Genomic DNA, 15,091 nt, shown 5'->3' on the forward strand with positions numbered 1-15,091 from the left:
AACATGCTGGAAATGAAAGATCTGCTGGTGCAGTCAGCAGATAAAGTCATTCTCGATCGGGTCTCCCTCTCTCTTGCTGAGGGGGAGTCCCTTTCGATTGTGGGCGAGAGTGGCAGTGGCAAGTCCACCCTGCTCAAGATGCTGCTGGGCCTCCCTCTTAGGGGGCTGACAGTGACAGAGGGCAGTATTACCTTTGAGGGGCAGGAAATTCAGCCCCAGGACCACCGCATTTATCTGCCTTTTGTGGGCCGAGAAGTGGCCTGGATTAGTCAGCATGCCAGTCTCAGCTTCAATAACCGCCGTAAGATCAAAAAGCATTATCAGGACTTGGTGAAAAATCAGGGCCAGAAAGCAGCAAATCTCCGTCCCTTGGAAGAATGCCTAGAGATGGTGGGGCTGCTGCCTGAAAAAGTCGTCAATAAGTATCCTTTCGAGCTCAGTGGCGGTATGATGCAGCTGGTCGGTGTAGCGCTAGCTCTAGCCAGCAGGCCCAAACTATTGCTGGCTGATGAGCCGACTAGCGCTCTGGATGTCCTGTCGAAAATGAAGCTGCTTAATCTCTTGAGCCAGCTTCATCAAGAGGAAAACATGGCCATTCTCTTTGTTACACATGATATCAGTGTGGCTGAGCATCTAGCGCAAAAAGTAGTCGTCATGAAAGAAGGGCAGATTGTCGAAAGTGGTCCAGCCCATCAAGTTCTTCGCCATCCTGAGCAGGCCTACACCCAGAAATTGCTGAAGGCCGTGCCTAAGCTAGCAGCATTTAGAGAAGGGGGGCTGCTATGAATCAAGTATTGGTTGGTCGCCAACTGACCTACGAGTACAGTCAGATAGGCGAGCGGAGAATCGGTGTATTTGATATTGACATTAGCTTGGAAAAGGGACAGGCTTTGGGTCTGGTCGGTGAATCAGGCTCTGGTAAGAGTACCATTGCCAAACTCATCTGCCGCTTTTTAAAGCCGGACCAAGGGGAGCTAACCCTACTGGGCCAGCCAGTCTCTGCCTACAAGGATAGGGACTACTATGGTCGGGTCCAGTACATCGCCCAGCAGCCCCAGTCGACTTTTCATCCCAAGCGCAGCATTCAGCAGAGCCTAGAAGAGGTCTGTCGAAACTTCTCTCTCTATCAGCAGCAGTCAGATAGAAAGCAGGCCATCTGTGACTTGCTGAGATCGGTTGGTCTGACACCTGAGCTTGCTCAGAGGCTGCCACACCAGCTGAGTGGAGGAGAATGTCAGCGGGCAGCTATTGCCCGTGCCCTGCTGATTAATCCTGATGTGCTCATCTGCGATGAAATCACCAGTGCCCTGGATGTGACTGTTCAGTATGAAGTCATGAAGCTACTGGCAGATATCAAGAAGCGTTCGCAGACCTCCTTTCTCTTCATCTCTCATGACATCGCACTGGTCAGCAATTTTGCGGAAGATTTGGTCGTCCTCAAGGACGGAATCGTGCAGGAGAAGGGCAGCATGCGAGAGGTCGTCTCTGCTCCCAAGAGTGACTATACCAAGCTCCTACTCAGTCAGTACAGGGAGGATAAAGATGAGGATTAAGCAACAACTAGACTCTATGGCGCCATGCAGCAGCTATCAGGGCAGTCTGCCCATCACAGATGAGCTGGCTATCCAGTACACTCTGCTCAAAGGACAGGCCTCCCAGCCCTTGCTGACCATCAGTGCTGCAGTCCATGGCTGCGAGTATGTCGGTGTCAAGGCGCTAATGGATTTAGCGCATGAGTGGGACTTTAACTTTCAAGGCTCTGTCCTCCTCCTGCATGCAGTCAATGTCAGCGGCTTCTGGGCTCGGGAGACGACACTTGTACCTGAGGACGGCCTCAATCTGAACAGGATTTTTCAGGATCAAGAGCCAGTTTCCAGCCTCAGCTATCAGATTCGGTCTGTGATTGAGAGTCAGGTCTTTAGCGTCAGTGACTTCCTGATTGACCTGCATAGTGGCAATCGGGAAGAACTGCTGACCCCTCATGGTTACTATTCTCTGCGGGCAAATCCAGAGGTGATGGAAAAGTCCTATCAGATGCTGCAGGCTTCTGGGACACCGATTATCTATCAATCTCAGGACCGCGGCAATCTTTATCACGCTGCCTCAGTGGACTATGGTTTGCCTAGCATCCTGCTGGAACAGGGAGAAAACGGCACCTGTCTGCCAGAGGATGTGCTGGCCATGAAGGAGTCGGTCAAGCAAGTTGCGCGTTATCTTTTTGAAGGGACTATGCCCTATTATAAGCAGGCGCCACTGATCTTTGATGACAGCTACTATCTGACCTGTCAGAGGTCGGGCTGCTGGATGTGCTTTGTCCGTCCCAATCAAACAGTACAGGCTGGTCAGGTCATTGGCGAAATCTGTGATATTTATGGCAATATTTTAGAAAAGGTGACTGCCAAGGAAGACGGTCTGGTCCTCTATCAGAAAGCGACCTTGGTCGTCCACCAAGGCGAAGTTCTGCTGGCCGTTGCCAGCAAGAAGCCTGAAAGCTACCAGACATCTGAAAGGGAGGCGCATGATTAAATTTATTATCAAAACTATTCTGCAATTCGTCCTCATCCTGCTCTGCGTCAGCTTTATCTCCTTTTTGCTGGTTTATCTAGCACCGGGAGATCCGGCTGAGAGTATCCTCAATGCTCAGGGCATTCCTTTTACCAAGGAATTGCTGGAAATCAAGCGGGCAGAGATGGGCTTGAATGGTAGCTTTATGGAGCAATATCTGGCCTGGCTGGACAGGATTGTCCATGGCGACTTTGGTGTGACCTATAATTCCGGAGCTTCGGTCTGGGAGCAGCTGGTTTTCTATTTTCCCAATACAGTCTACCTAGCTTTTTATACCCTGCTAGCAACTCTGGGAATTTCCTTGCCGACAGCTCTCTACACATCCTACCATGCTGGAAAGCCTATCGACCGCTTCCTGATGGCAGGTCTGGCCTTCCTAAATGCCATTCCTAGCTTTGTTATGGGGATTATCCTGATTCTGATTTTTTCTGTTCAGCTTCACTGGTTTCCCATTCAGGCAACGGCCAATGAGCTGGGCTTAGTCCTGCCAGTCATGACACTGTCCATGATCATGTCTACTCGCTATATCCCGCAGCTGCGGACCGCTTTGATAGAAATACTGCATTCACCAGAAGTCGAAGGTGCGCGAGGTCGGGGGATTCGAGAGGGACATATCCTGCTGCATGATGTGATTTACAATGTTCTGCCCTTTCTTCTGACCTTGGTCAGCCTTTCTCTGGGCTCGCTCTTAGGCGGTGTGGCTATTATCGAGCACCTCTTTTCCTGGCCGGGCATCGGTAAGATGCTGATTGGTGTAGTTGCCAAGCGGGATTATCCCCTTGTTCAGGGGGCAGTCCTCTTTATCACAGCTGGGGTCTTGACTGTAAATCTAGTCTTTCAGCTGCTCATGGTTTGGCTCAATCCTCGCGTCCGACTGGCTCAGGAAAATCCCAAACTGCTACCGCGCCTGAAGAAACTAAAAGCAAGCAAGGAGGATTCGTATGGATAAGAAAATCAATCGAAAACTCCTGATTTTAGGCGGCCTTATCATCCTAGCCTTGGCCCTCTCCTCCTTGGCTCCTCGTCTCTTGGGTGACAGTTTGACCAAGGTTAATCTGGGACAAGCCCTGCAAGGACCGAGCAGCATTGAGTGGTTCGGAACGGACGCTCTGGGTCGGTCTGTCTTTGCGCGTGCAGTAAGCGGAGGTGCGGAAACGGTTCTGCCGGCCCTGATGATTTTGATGCTGATTGCGGCGGTGGGTTCCTTTATCGGGGTGACTAGCGCCTTCATCGGCGGGAAATTCGACCAGCTCATCTTGCTGGTAATCACGGCCTTTCAGTCTTTTCCATCTATCATTTTGGTCATTGCCATCGTCAGTATCTTGGGCATCGGTCTCCAGCAGACCCTCATCGCTATCTGCCTGACGGCCTGGACCAAGTACGCCTACCTGATGCGCTCCATGACCTTGCAGCTGAAAAATGAACCTTATATCCAGTCCTCGAAAATGTATGGCAATAGTTTTTGGACTACCCTGAAAAACTATTATTTCCCTAGTCTGTTTCCGCAGATTCTGACGACCATGAGCTTTGACATCAGCACCATTATCATGGAAATCGCTGGTCTCAGCTTTGTAGGATTGGGAGCTCAGGCACCGTCGCCTGAGTGGGGAGCCATGATTAATGACGGCCGGATTTACATTCAGGAAGCCCCTTGGATTGTGGTCTTTCCTTGTATCTTGCTGATTCTGACCATTCTCCTCTTTACCAAGTTCGGGGATGCTCTCAACAGCAAATACAATCGCATGAGTTGATCATCAAAAAAATATAAACTGCAGCCTCTATCTCTTGGGACTGCAATCATAAAAAATATGAATACAAGAAAGTGATTCAATAAAAATGAGAAAAAAACTATTTTTATTAGTTGTCCTCTTGCTGCCTTTATTCTTGGTAGCCTGCCAGCAAAACTCAAATTCTTCCAAACAAGCCAATGAGAAAGACAAACTCACCATGGTCTGGGGAGAGGACTTTGGGGATGTCAATCCTCATCGCTACAATCCAGACCAATTTGTCATTCAGGATATGGTCTATGAAGGCCTAGTCCGCTACGGTGACAATGGGAAAATAGAGCCAGCCCTGGCTGAAAGCTGGGATATCAGCGAAGATGGTAAAACCTATACCTTCAAGCTGAGAAAGGCAAAGTTCTCAGACGACTCTGACTTTAATGCAGAAAATGTCAAACGGAATTTCGATACCGTCTTTTCAGAAGAAAATAAGAAAAACCATACTTGGTTTGACTTCACCAACCAGCTGGAAAGCTATCGAGTTGTAGATGAGCATACCTTTGAGATTAAGCTAAAACAAGCCTATAGTGCGACCCTCTATGATTTATCAATGATTCGTCCAATCCGCTTCATAGCTGATGCTGCCTTCCCTGACGGAGACGACACGACCAAGGACAACCTCAAAAAGCCAATCGGAACCGGTCAATGGGTTGTCAAAGACAAGAAGCAAAACGAGTACATCACCTTTACCCGTAACGAAAATTACTGGGGTGAAAAGCCTAAACTGAAAGAAGTAACAGTCAAGATTATTCCAGACCCACAAACCCGTGCTCTTGAGTTTGAGTCTGGCAATGTTGACTTAATCTATGGAAATGGTGTTATCGGTCTGGATAACTTTGCCAAGTATGCCAAGGATGACAAGTATACGACAGACGTATCTCAGCCAATGTCCAGCCGCCTCATGCTCTTGAATGCCAAGCAAGAAATCTTCAAAGACAAGACTGTCCGTCAGGCTATGAACCATGCGGTTGATAAGAAGTCTATTGCGAAAGACATTTTCCGCGGAACAGAAACACCAGCTGATACCATCTTCTCTAAGTCTACTCCGCACTCTGACGCCAATCTGACTCCCTATGACTACGACATCAAGCTGGCTGAAAAGATGCTGGATCAAGCAGGCTGGAAGAAAGGCTCTGACGGTATCCGTGAAAAAGATGGCAAGAAATTAAGCCTAAATGTTCCTTATATCTCTTCTAAGGCGACAGACAAGGACTTGGTTGAATACTTCCAAGGCGAATGGAAGAAAATCGGAATTGATGTTCAGCTCAAAGCGATGGAAGAAGATGACTACTGGGAAAATATTAAGACTGGCGACTTTGATTTGATGCTGACCTTCTCTTGGGGAGCACCTTGGGATCCGCATGCTTGGATGACTGCCCTGACTTCACCAGCTGACCATGGCCACCCAGAAAATGTTTCCCTAGAAGCTCTGCCATCTAAGTCAGAAATTGATAAAATTATCAAGGCAACTCTGGTCGAACCAGACGAGGCAAAAGTCGATGAAGGTTATAAGAAAGTCCTCACCATGCTCCACGATGAAGCTATCTATATTCCAATCACTTACCAGTCCGTTGTTTCCGTCTACCGCAAGGGAGAACTCGATGGCATGCGCTTTGCTCCAGAAGAAAATGCTTTCCCACTGCGCTATATTGAGAAAAAATAAAAGCTGGCTTCATAACTGCAAATTTTAATATAAAGGGAGTAGTGCTGCTAAGCGAAAAGCTTATCAGCCGCCCCTTTTCTTTTAAGGACTATGAAAAAAGATTTATTTAAAAAAATAGTTTCTTTCTTGGTCGCCCTGTTAATGATATCAGTATTGACCTTTCTCTTGGCCAAGCTATCCTCAGCTGATCAAGCAGAAAACTATTTAAGGGTATCTAAGATTCAAGTGACTCCTCAATCCTTGGAAAAGGCCAGAGATTATCTGGGCCTCAATCAACCTTGGCCCCAGCAGTATCTAGGTTGGCTGACTAAGGCTCTTCGTGGGGATTTTGGAACATCTTATCTATTAAAGGTTCCTGTCCTGCCCTTGGTGCTGGAGCGTTTCCAGTCGACCCTTTCTCTGGGTTTGACATCCTTTGCTCTCATTTTGCTTACGTCCATTCCTTTGGGGATTTTTAGTGCGGTCTACAAGGATTCTCTCTTTGATAAGGTCACTCGCTTTCTATCCTTTTCCAGCGTTTCCATGCCCAGCTTTTGGTTAGGCTACATGCTGATTGTGATTTTTGCTGTTCAGCTTAGATGGCTGCCAGTTTCGGGCAAGCAGGACCTTAGCAGCTTGATTCTTCCTAGTCTGACCCTTAGTATGTCATTGATTGGCCAATATACCGCTTTGATCCGCAAGGCTGTACTGGAGCAGATGAACAGTGTCCATGTCGAAAATGCCCTCCTGCGCGGAGTCAGCAAGTTCTTCCTGGTCAAGAATCATCTCTTGAGAAATTCCCTGCCAGCCATTGCGACAGGCCTGAGCCTGACCTTGGTCTATCTCTTGACAGGATCCTTGATTGTCGAAGAAGTCTTCTCATGGAATGGTGTCGGCTCCCTCTTTGTAGATGCGCTGCAGTCTGTGGACCTGCCCATTATCCAGTGCTGTATGCTTTTATTTGGCCTATTATTCTTGGGAAATAACATTCTAACCCAGCAGCTGCCGCTCTGGATAGACCCTAGAGTCAGAAAAAGGAGGAGCAATGTCTAAACGATTTATTTTTTCAAGTGTCATTTTGCTGTCCCTCTTCATCTGCGCTCTCTTTGCTCCCTATCTATCGAGTTTCGACCCCCAGCATGTGGAGATTTCAAAGAAACTAATGGCACCTGACGCTGTTCATCTGCTGGGAACCGATCAGCTGGGCAGAGATGTCTTGTCTCGTCTGCTGCACGGGGCTCGTTATTCCCTCTTTTTATCCTTGACTATCAGTCTGCTGGAAGTAGTTATCGGTGTCACAGTCGGCTTGCTCATCGGATGGTACCAGGGAAAGGCGGAAGCGACCTTCTTATGGTTTGCAAATGTTATTTCTGCCTTTCCTAGCTTCCTGCTATCGCTAGCTACAGTTGGGATATTAGGCCAAGGAATGACCAATATGATTTTAGCCATTGTCATCATAGAGTGGGTCTACTATGCTCGGGTGACGGCCAATCTAGTCAAGAGTGCCAAGGAGGAAGCCTATGTCATTTCTGCCCAGACTATGGGACTCTCTCAGATTCATATTCTCAAAACCCATATCCTGCCCTTTATCTACAAGCCTATTTTGATTATTGTGCTGATGAATATTGGGAATATCATTCTCATGATTTCTGGCTTTTCTTTTCTGGGAATCGGTGTCCAGCCCAACATTACCGAGTGGGGCATGATGCTGCATGATGCTAGAAGCCATTTTCAAACGGCAACTTGGATGATGCTGGCGCCCGGACTGGCTATCTTTCTGACTGTGGTCACCTTTAATCTATTTGCCGAATGCTTTGAAGAGAAAGGCTGGAAACAGATATGGAAAAAATAGCAGTAAAGCAACTGACAGCCCAGATTGAGGGAAAGACCATACTGCAGGATATCAGCTTTGAAGTGGAGGCGGGTCAATCTATGGTCATTATTGGAGAGAGTGGTTCTGGTAAAACCCTCTTAACCAAGATATTGATTGGCCAGCTGCCTTCATCCTTGAGCATGCAAGGAGAAGTTCTCTATGGCACTATGTCCCTAGAGCGCAACTCTCTCAAGGACTGGCAGCAGCTGCGGGGGAGGAAAGTGGCCTATATGTCACAAAATCCGATGGCTATGTTCAATCCCTTTCAGACCATTCAAAGCCATTTTTGGGAAACCATGCGCAGCCATAGCAAGATTTCAAAAAGCGCTTGTCTGGCTAAGGCCCTAGCCTCTATGAAAGAAGTCAGACTGGGAGAGCCGGAAGAGCTTTTGAAGAAATATCCTTTTGAGCTCAGCGGCGGTATGCTGCAGCGGGTCATGCTGGCCATCTTGCTTTGCCTAGAGCCAGAGACTATCATTTTGGATGAGCCTACTTCGGCGCTAGACATCCACAATCGCGAGCAGATTATCCTTATCTTAAAGGAGCAGTTGGCTAAAGGCAAGACACTCATCACGGTGACCCATGATTATCATTTGGCGCGGGAGCTTGGAGGCAAGATGCTTGTCATGTACCAAGGGGCTATCATGGAGGAAGGGCCGGTTGCTAAGATCCTCGAAAGTCCTTCGCAGGCCTATAGCCAAGACCTTATCTTAGGAAATCCATACGAACGGTTGGTGAGACAAGATGCTGGAATGTAGACATGTATTTAAAAAATTTGATGGCAAAATGGTTGTCAAAGACTGTAACTTCTCCGTCCAGAAAGGTGAAATGATCGGTCTGATGGGCGAGAGCGGCAGTGGCAAGAGCACGCTGGCTAAATTGCTGATTGGTCTAGAAAAGCCCAGTCAAGGCCAGGTCTTACTGGATGGCCAGCCCTACTCAGTCAAAAAGTCTGGCGTGAGAATTCTGCTGGTCTTTCAGGACTCGCTCCATTCAGTAAATCCTAACTTTACAGTCGATCAGGTCTTGACAGAAGCCCTACCAAAAGATGTGGCTAGAGAAGAGATAGAAGCCATTCTAGAAGACGTCGATCTGGATAAAAGCTATCTGAATCAGCCAGCGCGCCAGCTCAGTGGCGGCCAGCTCCAACGGATTTGCATCGCCCGGGGCCTGCTCTTAAAGCCAGATGTTCTTATCTTTGATGAGGCTCTGAGCGGTCTGGATCCCATTGTTCAGGGAAGGTTGTTACGCCTCTTATATGATTTGTGGGAGAAATACCAGCTGACCTATCTTTTCATCTCGCATGATTTCAAGCTGAGCTATGCTCTCTGCCATCGGATTTTGGTCATGGCAGACGGGGAAATCGTTGACGAGATAAAGGACTTTGAGCTTCCTATCCAGGCTCATCACCACGTGACAAAAAAATTGATAGGCGACAAGGGACATTTCAGTTGATGCATGCCCCAGTCAGCTAATCTATTTTAGAATTAAAAATAAAGGAACATATATGAAACGTACTTTTGAAACGAGAAAACTTTACTTCGGCTTTCCAGTCTTCTTTTTAGGCTATAAGGACGATGTGCACGGCTATAATATTTCGACTTCAAGCTCGGTTTATTCCTTGGGCAGCATGATGGTTATTGCCATGCGTACCAAGGGGAATGCCATTACAGAGATTACCAAGAACCAGCAATTCACAGTCAATGTCCCAGAGAAGGATTTGACCAAAGAGTCTGAAATTGCTGGTTTCAACAGCCGCAAGGACAAGTTTGCCCTGACCGGTCTTAGCTACACAATCGGCGAGACTGTGGATGCTCCGCTGGTAGACCAATGCCCTGTATCCATTGAGTGTCAGGTGCTGGATATGGTCGAATGCGGTGCCTTGACCAATGTCATCGCCCGTGTCACTCGGCGCGTGGTTGATGAGGACTTGATTGATGAGAATGACGCTTTCCGCAGCGACCGCTTTTCTCCTATCAGCTACATGGGAGACGGAGATGGCCGGCTTTACCGCTATTTCAGCGACGATTCCGTCAAGATGGGCTCCATTATCAAAGAAATCCGCAAACAAGAAGAAAAATAAAGAAACCGCTGAGATTGAAGAATCTCGGCGGTTTAGTTTTCTATCATAAGTTTTTCTTTTAGGCCAAATTTCTCTAGGAAACGGCCTTGTTCTTCTTGGATTTGAGGGGTCGGATTTTTAATGCCCATGACCAGTTCTATCATTTCTGGATGGACCTCACGCACCAGCTGACTCAGAGCCCAGATAGCTGTAGCGACATGAATCGGATTTTGCCCCTTGTCGATAATTTCCAGCATTTTAGGAATGGCAGAGCGATCATTGGCATTTGCCAGAGCGATAATGGCATTGCGCTGCAGGATGTTTTTCCCCCGCCAGCTGCCGGCTACATGACCGAATTTCTCCTTAAACTGACCGTTGGAAAGCTCCAAGAAAGGCAGGAGCTCGGGATGAGAAAGGTCGGGGTCAATTTCTGTTGCGAGCGGATTGTCCAAGCCTTTATTATAAGGACAGCAGATTTGACAGATATCACAGCCATAGATGACGGTTTTAATCTTCTTGCGAAATTCCAGATCCATGACGCCCTTGTCCTGAGTCTGAAAGGATAGACAACGCTTGGCATTCATGCTGCCATCACCAATCAGGCAGGAAGTAGGACAGGCTGTCACGCAGCGGTTGCAGTCTCCGCAGCCGTAGTCGACAGGCTGATCAGGCTCGATGTCCAGATTGGTGATGAGCTCTCCTAAAAACATATAGGAGCCAAATTCCTTGGAGATGACCAAGCCGTTCTTACCGATAAAGCCGATTCCTGCTCTCTGGGCTACGGCAGTATCGACCAAGGCGCCCGTGTCCACCATGCCCTTGTATTCAAAATCAGCGGTCAGTTCCTCAATTCCCTTGGCAAGCCGGTCCAGCTTGTCCTGCAGGACATAGTGGTAGTCCAGCCCCCAGCTGTTAGGGGTAAATTTCCCTCGCTTATAGGCCGTTTTCTGAGGTTGCTGCTTGAGCTTGTGGGGGTAGGCGACTGCGATAGAGATGATGGTCTTGGCTGAAGCCAGACTCAGCTTGGGCTTGATCCGTTCCTCAATATTCTTGTGCTCAAATCCTGAATTTCGCCCTTCTTCTACAGCCAAGCGCAGCGACTTCTCCAGATAGTCAAAATCATCCGCTGTCGTAAAGCCAATTTTAGAAATCCCAATGTCTTTTGCTAAGTTAATAATTTCTTCTTTGATATTCATCCCTACTATTATAGCGGAAAAATGCCAACTTGGCGAATGATTGAGAAAGGGAATTATCCTATAGAGATATACCTATAGTTTTATAAGACTTCCTTAGCCTATATACTGTATGATATAATGAAATGTGGAATTTTTTTATAGAAAGTTCCGCAAAGTTTAGGGGAAATTTTATAAAGTTAAACAATGGGAGTTTACAAAATGAAAAAGAGATATTATGAATTTTTGAATGTTCTTGTTACGGATTGTAATCCAATCAAAAACTTAGATTTTTATAAGGCTGGTTTAATTGAGTTATTTTTTATCTCACTGGTATTTATCGTTTCTATTTTCTTACGGGGTGAGATGCATCATCTGAGCATGATGGTCATGAATTTTACTATCGTTCACACGCTTATTTTGTTCCTGGCCTTTTTACTCTTCCAAAAGTTTTTTGATACCAAAGCCTTGCAGCTCATTCCGACCAGCTCTTACCTATTTCTGCATTTTGAATTGCTTTTTTGGGGCTCCATCTTTTTTGGTGAGAACTACTTAGCATTTTTTATGATTTTTATCATACTTAGCTTGTCTTATCAGCTGATCAATTTGCTCTATCAGATGGTAATCGTCTCAAAATTGAGATATTTTGAACAGAAACAAAAGATCAACATTTTGCAGATTCATGCTATCGTCCTGTGCTGCCTGTCAGCAGGAGTAGCAGTCATCACTCGCCTGTTTATGCTGTCAGGACTCTATATGATTATTGCCTTGGTAGGCTTGAGCATCGCATTGACGCCCTTGTATCTACTGGGCTATGCACAAGTTTTCACAGGCTGGAGAAATCAAGTGCCTGAAAAATGGTAGAATTGAAGGGGATTGTCGAAGAAACAATTTCCCTTTTTTTATTAAGAGGGAAGCTGGAGATATGAACGTATCCTCTAGAACTGGATTGTTTATCAAGAATGATTTAAAATGGATAAGAGTAATTAATACTGAGAAGCTTAGAAGAAACAAAAATATCAATACAGGAGCTGCGAAATGAAGAAAAAATATTACGACTTTTTAAATATGATTATTATAGATTATAGTCCAATAAATAATTCAGATTTTTACAAATCTTTTCTAATAGAACTAATGGCTTAAACTAGTGGAAGGGTGGTCTCGTTAATGGTAAAGATAAATAGAAAAGATAAAGTAAATATCACTAATATAGAAAAAGAAAGATACCATGGTCCATTGATTACACATGGTGTCAGCTTAGGTTATATTAAATTATATCCATGGATTGGTTTGGCATTAAGCGGTTTTATGTATTTGGTTGGAAGTTATGAAGATTATCTAGGTATCTTTAAAGGGCTTTCTTTGCTTTGCGGTGTTGTGAATATATTGGGTATTATCATTTCTTTTATTCCCTATTTAATAAATGCATGGAAGGTTTTAACATATTATTTAATAGCCCTCACAGTGTTAAGCTTAGTGATAGGTCTAAATTTTATTGGTTTACTAATGGTTATTTCAGACGGTAGTCCTATTGGAGCTAAGGAGATATATCAATCCCCTCTCACTCCATTTTATGTAATATTGATGATGTTCCTTTTTATCTTTGCTTGTGGCCTCTATGCTTGGTACTATCTCCCAAAGAATCAAGGAAAAGTCTGGGCTTTTAATCAAGTAAAAGAGGGAGATAGAAAGAAAACATGGTGGAATAATTTTGCTATAGCTTTTGCGGGGGCAACAATCATTCCCTCCCTCCTAACGGGTTATATTCAGAATGCTTTTGGTGTTTTATTGGGAATTTTGTTGACCTTGACTTTGCCAGCTGTTATGGTAGATGCGGTTTATGCAGCTATTTATATAAGGAAGCATCCGAAAAGTGATGAACTGATTTGAGGTGTTTTTAGTAACTGACAAAAAGTTGAGTGGTGTTCCAAATATCTCCTATGTAGTTAAACAGTTATAGCGTTTATATTCTAAAAGTTTGCTAAGGTAGAGAAATGATTTTTCTCTGCCTTTATTTTTTTACAAATCTGAAAGCGCTTCATTGACAAAGTCTTCCAGATAGTTTATAATATAATAACAGTATAGAAAATGGCAAGGAAGCCTGATTTGATCGCAATGAAGCGAGTGTTTCAGAATCAAAGGGGGTTTCTATGCCATTTTTTTGCGCACTATTATTTTTTATGGAGGATTGTTTCTATGCGGACAAAAGGAATTGTGCTGCTTTGTAGTTTGGCTTTGCTTCTGGGAGCTTGTCAAGCGGGGAATAATAAGACGACGACGGAGTCATCCTCGGCTAAGACGGAGACAACGGATAAGGACAAGGCTAAGACTTTGGATAAGGGCGTTTGGGAAGACAAGCTTTATGCCCGTCTGGCTAAGCTCATCAAGGAAAATGGGAACACCAGCTCTAGCTATGATAAAAATAAAAAACCTTATGCCGTCTTTGACTGGGACAATACGACCGTCATTAACGACATTGGCGAAGCAACCTTTACCTATCAAATTGAAAATCTGGCCTTTAAGATGACGCCGGAAGAATTTGACCAAGCAGTACGGACCAATATACCGAGCGACGATTTTGTTGAGGATTTCCATAATAAAGATGGTGAACCAGTGAACATTGACAAGATTGCGGCTGACTTGCTTTCTGACTACACGGCTATTTACAATAGCTATAAGGGAATGCAAGGAGACAAGTCTCTGGAAGAAGTCAAAAAGACGGATGAATACCAAGACTTCGCTGCTAAACTACGCTATCTTTACGAAGCGATTGGTGATACCTTCAGCTCTGACATCAGCTATCCATGGGTGACCTACCTCTATGCAGGTATGACTTCTGAAGAAGTTCAAGCCCTATCTGAAAAGTCTATTGATCAGGCTCTTCAAGACAAGCTAACTTCTGAAACTTGGGAAAGTCCAGAAGGCTTGAAAGGTGAGTCAGGCCAAATCACTGTGACCTTCAAGCGCGGTGTTCGCTCAGTCAAGGAAATGCAAAATCTCTATAAGACTCTGATGGCTAACGGCATTGATGTCTATATCTGCTCAGCGTCTTATATCGATGTGATTATCCCTTATGCTAGCAATTCTAAGTATGGCTACAATATTCCTAAAGAAAATGTCACTGCTATGCGTCTGAAAAAGGATGATAAGGGTGTGATTCAGCCAGAATACGATACCAACTATGCTCAGACTCAGGGTGAGGGCAAGACAGAGACTATTAAGAAACTGATTGCTGTCAATCATGACAATCAAGAACCAATCCTGATTGCCGGTGACAGTAATGGCGACTATGCTATGCTCAAGGACTTCCCTAAACTGCAAATGGGTATTATCTTCAATCTTTTGAGAGATCCTAGCAAGGGAATCGGTCTTTTGCAAACTAAGGCAATTGAAACTTACGGTCAGGAAGATGCACTTTACTACCTGCAAGGTCGCGATGAAAATAAAGGTGTACTGCTCAACGGCAGGGAAACTATCAAACTAGATAGTAAGGAAGCCCAGCTAAGCAGATAGCAGGCAGTTCCCTGTCATAGAGAGGAATGGATGCAAAATATGAAAAAAATCATGTTTGTCGGTCCAGTCGGAGTGGGTAAGACTACTCTGACCCAGCGACTGAAAGGCTTGGAGCTAAGCTACTTTAAGACTCAGGCTATTGAGTTCTATGATGCCATCATTGACACGCCTGGAGAATTTCTCCAGCATCGTAAGTATTATAATGCTCTGAACGTGACAGCAACGGAGGCTGATGTGATTGGTCTCTTGGTGGCGGCTTCCAATCAGATGCAGACCTTTCCTCAGGGTTTTTCTTCCCTCTTCAATAAAGAAGTGATTGGCATTGTTACCAAGATTGATATGGCTGAACAGCCGGAGCAAATCGAAAAAGCACGGCGGCAGCTGAAAGCGGCTGGAGCCAAGGAAATTTTTGAAATATCAGCGACGGAAAATGAAGGAATTGACCGTCTCCAGGCTTATCTGGAGGCAGACTAGGGACGAAAA

Annotated in this window: 16 protein-coding genes; 15 read left to right on the forward strand and 1 reads right to left on the reverse strand. The window is 45.4% G+C overall.

Translation table 11 applies throughout. The annotated features are described in order from the left end of the window. Positions 1-3 precede the first annotated feature (3 nt). From K1J09_RS04900 to K1J09_RS04950, 11 genes are all read left to right on the forward strand, one after another. Positions 4-786 (forward strand): ATP-binding cassette domain-containing protein, encoded by a 783-nt coding sequence (locus K1J09_RS04900; RefSeq protein WP_223323133.1) that lies wholly within the window; start codon positions 4-6, stop codon positions 784-786. Then, the gene (locus K1J09_RS04905; RefSeq protein WP_223323135.1) at positions 783-1,553 is read left to right on the forward strand and encodes an ABC transporter ATP-binding protein; all 771 of its coding nucleotides are present in this window, start codon (positions 783-785) and stop codon (positions 1,551-1,553) included. The genes K1J09_RS04900 and K1J09_RS04905 overlap by 4 nt, the downstream gene beginning before the upstream one ends. Further along, positions 1,543-2,526 (forward strand): M14 family metallopeptidase, encoded by a 984-nt coding sequence (locus tag K1J09_RS04910; RefSeq protein WP_048772472.1) that lies wholly within the window; start codon positions 1,543-1,545, stop codon positions 2,524-2,526. The genes K1J09_RS04905 and K1J09_RS04910 overlap by 11 nt, the downstream gene beginning before the upstream one ends. Continuing rightward, positions 2,519-3,514 carry an ABC transporter permease gene (locus K1J09_RS04915; RefSeq protein ID WP_223323137.1) on the forward strand — a complete coding sequence of 332 codons (996 nt, stop codon included), beginning with the start codon at positions 2,519-2,521 and terminating at the stop codon, positions 3,512-3,514. Before K1J09_RS04910 ends, K1J09_RS04915 begins: the two co-directional genes overlap by 8 nt. After that, positions 3,507-4,316, forward strand: a complete 810-nt coding sequence (locus K1J09_RS04920; protein WP_223323139.1) for an ABC transporter permease — start codon at positions 3,507-3,509, stop codon at positions 4,314-4,316. Before K1J09_RS04915 ends, K1J09_RS04920 begins: the two co-directional genes overlap by 8 nt. 85 nt (positions 4,317-4,401) lie before the next feature. After that, on the forward strand, positions 4,402-6,009 hold the full coding sequence (gene nikA, locus K1J09_RS04925) for a nickel ABC transporter substrate-binding protein (RefSeq protein WP_223323141.1): 1,608 nt from the start codon (positions 4,402-4,404) through the stop codon (positions 6,007-6,009). 90 nt (positions 6,010-6,099) lie between these two features. Next, the gene (locus K1J09_RS04930) at positions 6,100-7,041 is read left to right on the forward strand and encodes an ABC transporter permease (RefSeq protein WP_223323143.1); all 942 of its coding nucleotides are present in this window, start codon (positions 6,100-6,102) and stop codon (positions 7,039-7,041) included. Continuing rightward, positions 7,034-7,840, forward strand: a complete 807-nt coding sequence (locus K1J09_RS04935) for an ABC transporter permease (protein WP_223323144.1) — start codon at positions 7,034-7,036, stop codon at positions 7,838-7,840. The genes K1J09_RS04930 and K1J09_RS04935 overlap by 8 nt, the downstream gene beginning before the upstream one ends. Then, positions 7,828-8,619, forward strand: coding sequence for an ATP-binding cassette domain-containing protein (locus K1J09_RS04940; RefSeq protein WP_223323146.1), 792 nt, complete (start codon positions 7,828-7,830; stop codon positions 8,617-8,619). Before K1J09_RS04935 ends, K1J09_RS04940 begins: the two co-directional genes overlap by 13 nt. Continuing rightward, positions 8,606-9,316 (forward strand): ABC transporter ATP-binding protein, encoded by a 711-nt coding sequence (locus tag K1J09_RS04945; RefSeq protein WP_223323149.1) that lies wholly within the window; start codon positions 8,606-8,608, stop codon positions 9,314-9,316. The genes K1J09_RS04940 and K1J09_RS04945 overlap by 14 nt, the downstream gene beginning before the upstream one ends. A 52-nt stretch (positions 9,317-9,368) precedes the next feature. After that, a complete protein-coding gene (locus K1J09_RS04950; protein ID WP_223323151.1) occupies positions 9,369-9,944 on the forward strand; it encodes a flavin reductase family protein in 576 nt (191 codons plus the stop codon). Positions 9,945-9,976: 32 nt separating this feature from the next. On the opposite strand, the gene queG is transcribed toward K1J09_RS04950, so the two are convergent. Continuing rightward, positions 9,977-11,119 (reverse strand): tRNA epoxyqueuosine(34) reductase QueG, encoded by a 1,143-nt coding sequence (gene queG, locus K1J09_RS04955; protein ID WP_223323153.1) that lies wholly within the window; start codon positions 11,117-11,119, stop codon positions 9,977-9,979. A 183-nt stretch (positions 11,120-11,302) separates the two neighbouring features. Between queG and K1J09_RS04960 the strand changes: the two genes are divergently transcribed. The 4 genes from K1J09_RS04960 to K1J09_RS04975 all read left to right on the forward strand — a co-directional run bounded on the left by K1J09_RS04960 (position 11,303) and on the right by K1J09_RS04975 (position 15,082). Next, complete coding sequence (locus tag K1J09_RS04960; protein ID WP_223323155.1) at positions 11,303-11,959, forward strand: lantibiotic ABC transporter permease; 657 nt, start codon at positions 11,303-11,305, stop codon at positions 11,957-11,959. Between the two features lie 303 nt (positions 11,960-12,262). Next, positions 12,263-12,985, forward strand: coding sequence for a hypothetical protein (locus K1J09_RS04965; RefSeq protein WP_223323157.1), 723 nt, complete (start codon positions 12,263-12,265; stop codon positions 12,983-12,985). Between the two features lie 306 nt (positions 12,986-13,291). Next, complete coding sequence (locus K1J09_RS04970; protein ID WP_223323159.1) at positions 13,292-14,608, forward strand: HAD family hydrolase; 1,317 nt, start codon at positions 13,292-13,294, stop codon at positions 14,606-14,608. Between the two features lie 39 nt (positions 14,609-14,647). After that, a complete protein-coding gene (locus K1J09_RS04975; RefSeq protein ID WP_080555648.1) occupies positions 14,648-15,082 on the forward strand; it encodes a EutP/PduV family microcompartment system protein in 435 nt (144 codons plus the stop codon). The last annotated feature ends 9 nt before the right edge of the window (positions 15,083-15,091 follow it).

It is taken from the genome of Streptococcus sanguinis, assembly GCF_019928825.1.
Taxonomy (GTDB): Bacteria; Bacillota; Bacilli; order Lactobacillales; family Streptococcaceae; genus Streptococcus; species Streptococcus sanguinis_L.

Bases quoted from the DNA above. Each gene is read 5' to 3' on its own strand.
- K1J09_RS04960 (WP_223323155.1), top strand. From the start codon at position 11,303: ATGGGAGTTTACAAAATGAAAAAGAGATATTATGAATTTTTGAATGTT.
- K1J09_RS04910 (WP_048772472.1), top strand. From the start codon at position 1,543: ATGAGGATTAAGCAACAACTAGACTCTATGGCGCCATGCAGCAGCTAT.
- queG (WP_223323153.1), bottom strand. From the start codon at position 11,119: ATGAATATCAAAGAAGAAATTATTAACTTAGCAAAAGACATTGGGATT.
- K1J09_RS04945 (WP_223323149.1), top strand. From the start codon at position 8,606: ATGCTGGAATGTAGACATGTATTTAAAAAATTTGATGGCAAAATGGTT.
- K1J09_RS04915 (WP_223323137.1), top strand. From the start codon at position 2,519: ATGATTAAATTTATTATCAAAACTATTCTGCAATTCGTCCTCATCCTG.
- K1J09_RS04940 (WP_223323146.1), top strand. From the start codon at position 7,828: ATGGAAAAAATAGCAGTAAAGCAACTGACAGCCCAGATTGAGGGAAAG.
- K1J09_RS04935 (WP_223323144.1), top strand. From the start codon at position 7,034: ATGTCTAAACGATTTATTTTTTCAAGTGTCATTTTGCTGTCCCTCTTC.
- K1J09_RS04930 (WP_223323143.1), top strand. From the start codon at position 6,100: ATGAAAAAAGATTTATTTAAAAAAATAGTTTCTTTCTTGGTCGCCCTG.
- nikA (WP_223323141.1), top strand. From the start codon at position 4,402: ATGAGAAAAAAACTATTTTTATTAGTTGTCCTCTTGCTGCCTTTATTC.
- K1J09_RS04975 (WP_080555648.1), top strand. From the start codon at position 14,648: ATGAAAAAAATCATGTTTGTCGGTCCAGTCGGAGTGGGTAAGACTACT.
- K1J09_RS04970 (WP_223323159.1), top strand. From the start codon at position 13,292: ATGCGGACAAAAGGAATTGTGCTGCTTTGTAGTTTGGCTTTGCTTCTG.
- K1J09_RS04905 (WP_223323135.1), top strand. From the start codon at position 783: ATGAATCAAGTATTGGTTGGTCGCCAACTGACCTACGAGTACAGTCAG.
- K1J09_RS04920 (WP_223323139.1), top strand. From the start codon at position 3,507: ATGGATAAGAAAATCAATCGAAAACTCCTGATTTTAGGCGGCCTTATC.
- K1J09_RS04965 (WP_223323157.1), top strand. From the start codon at position 12,263: ATGGTAAAGATAAATAGAAAAGATAAAGTAAATATCACTAATATAGAA.
- K1J09_RS04900 (WP_223323133.1), top strand. From the start codon at position 4: ATGCTGGAAATGAAAGATCTGCTGGTGCAGTCAGCAGATAAAGTCATT.
- K1J09_RS04950 (WP_223323151.1), top strand. From the start codon at position 9,369: ATGAAACGTACTTTTGAAACGAGAAAACTTTACTTCGGCTTTCCAGTC.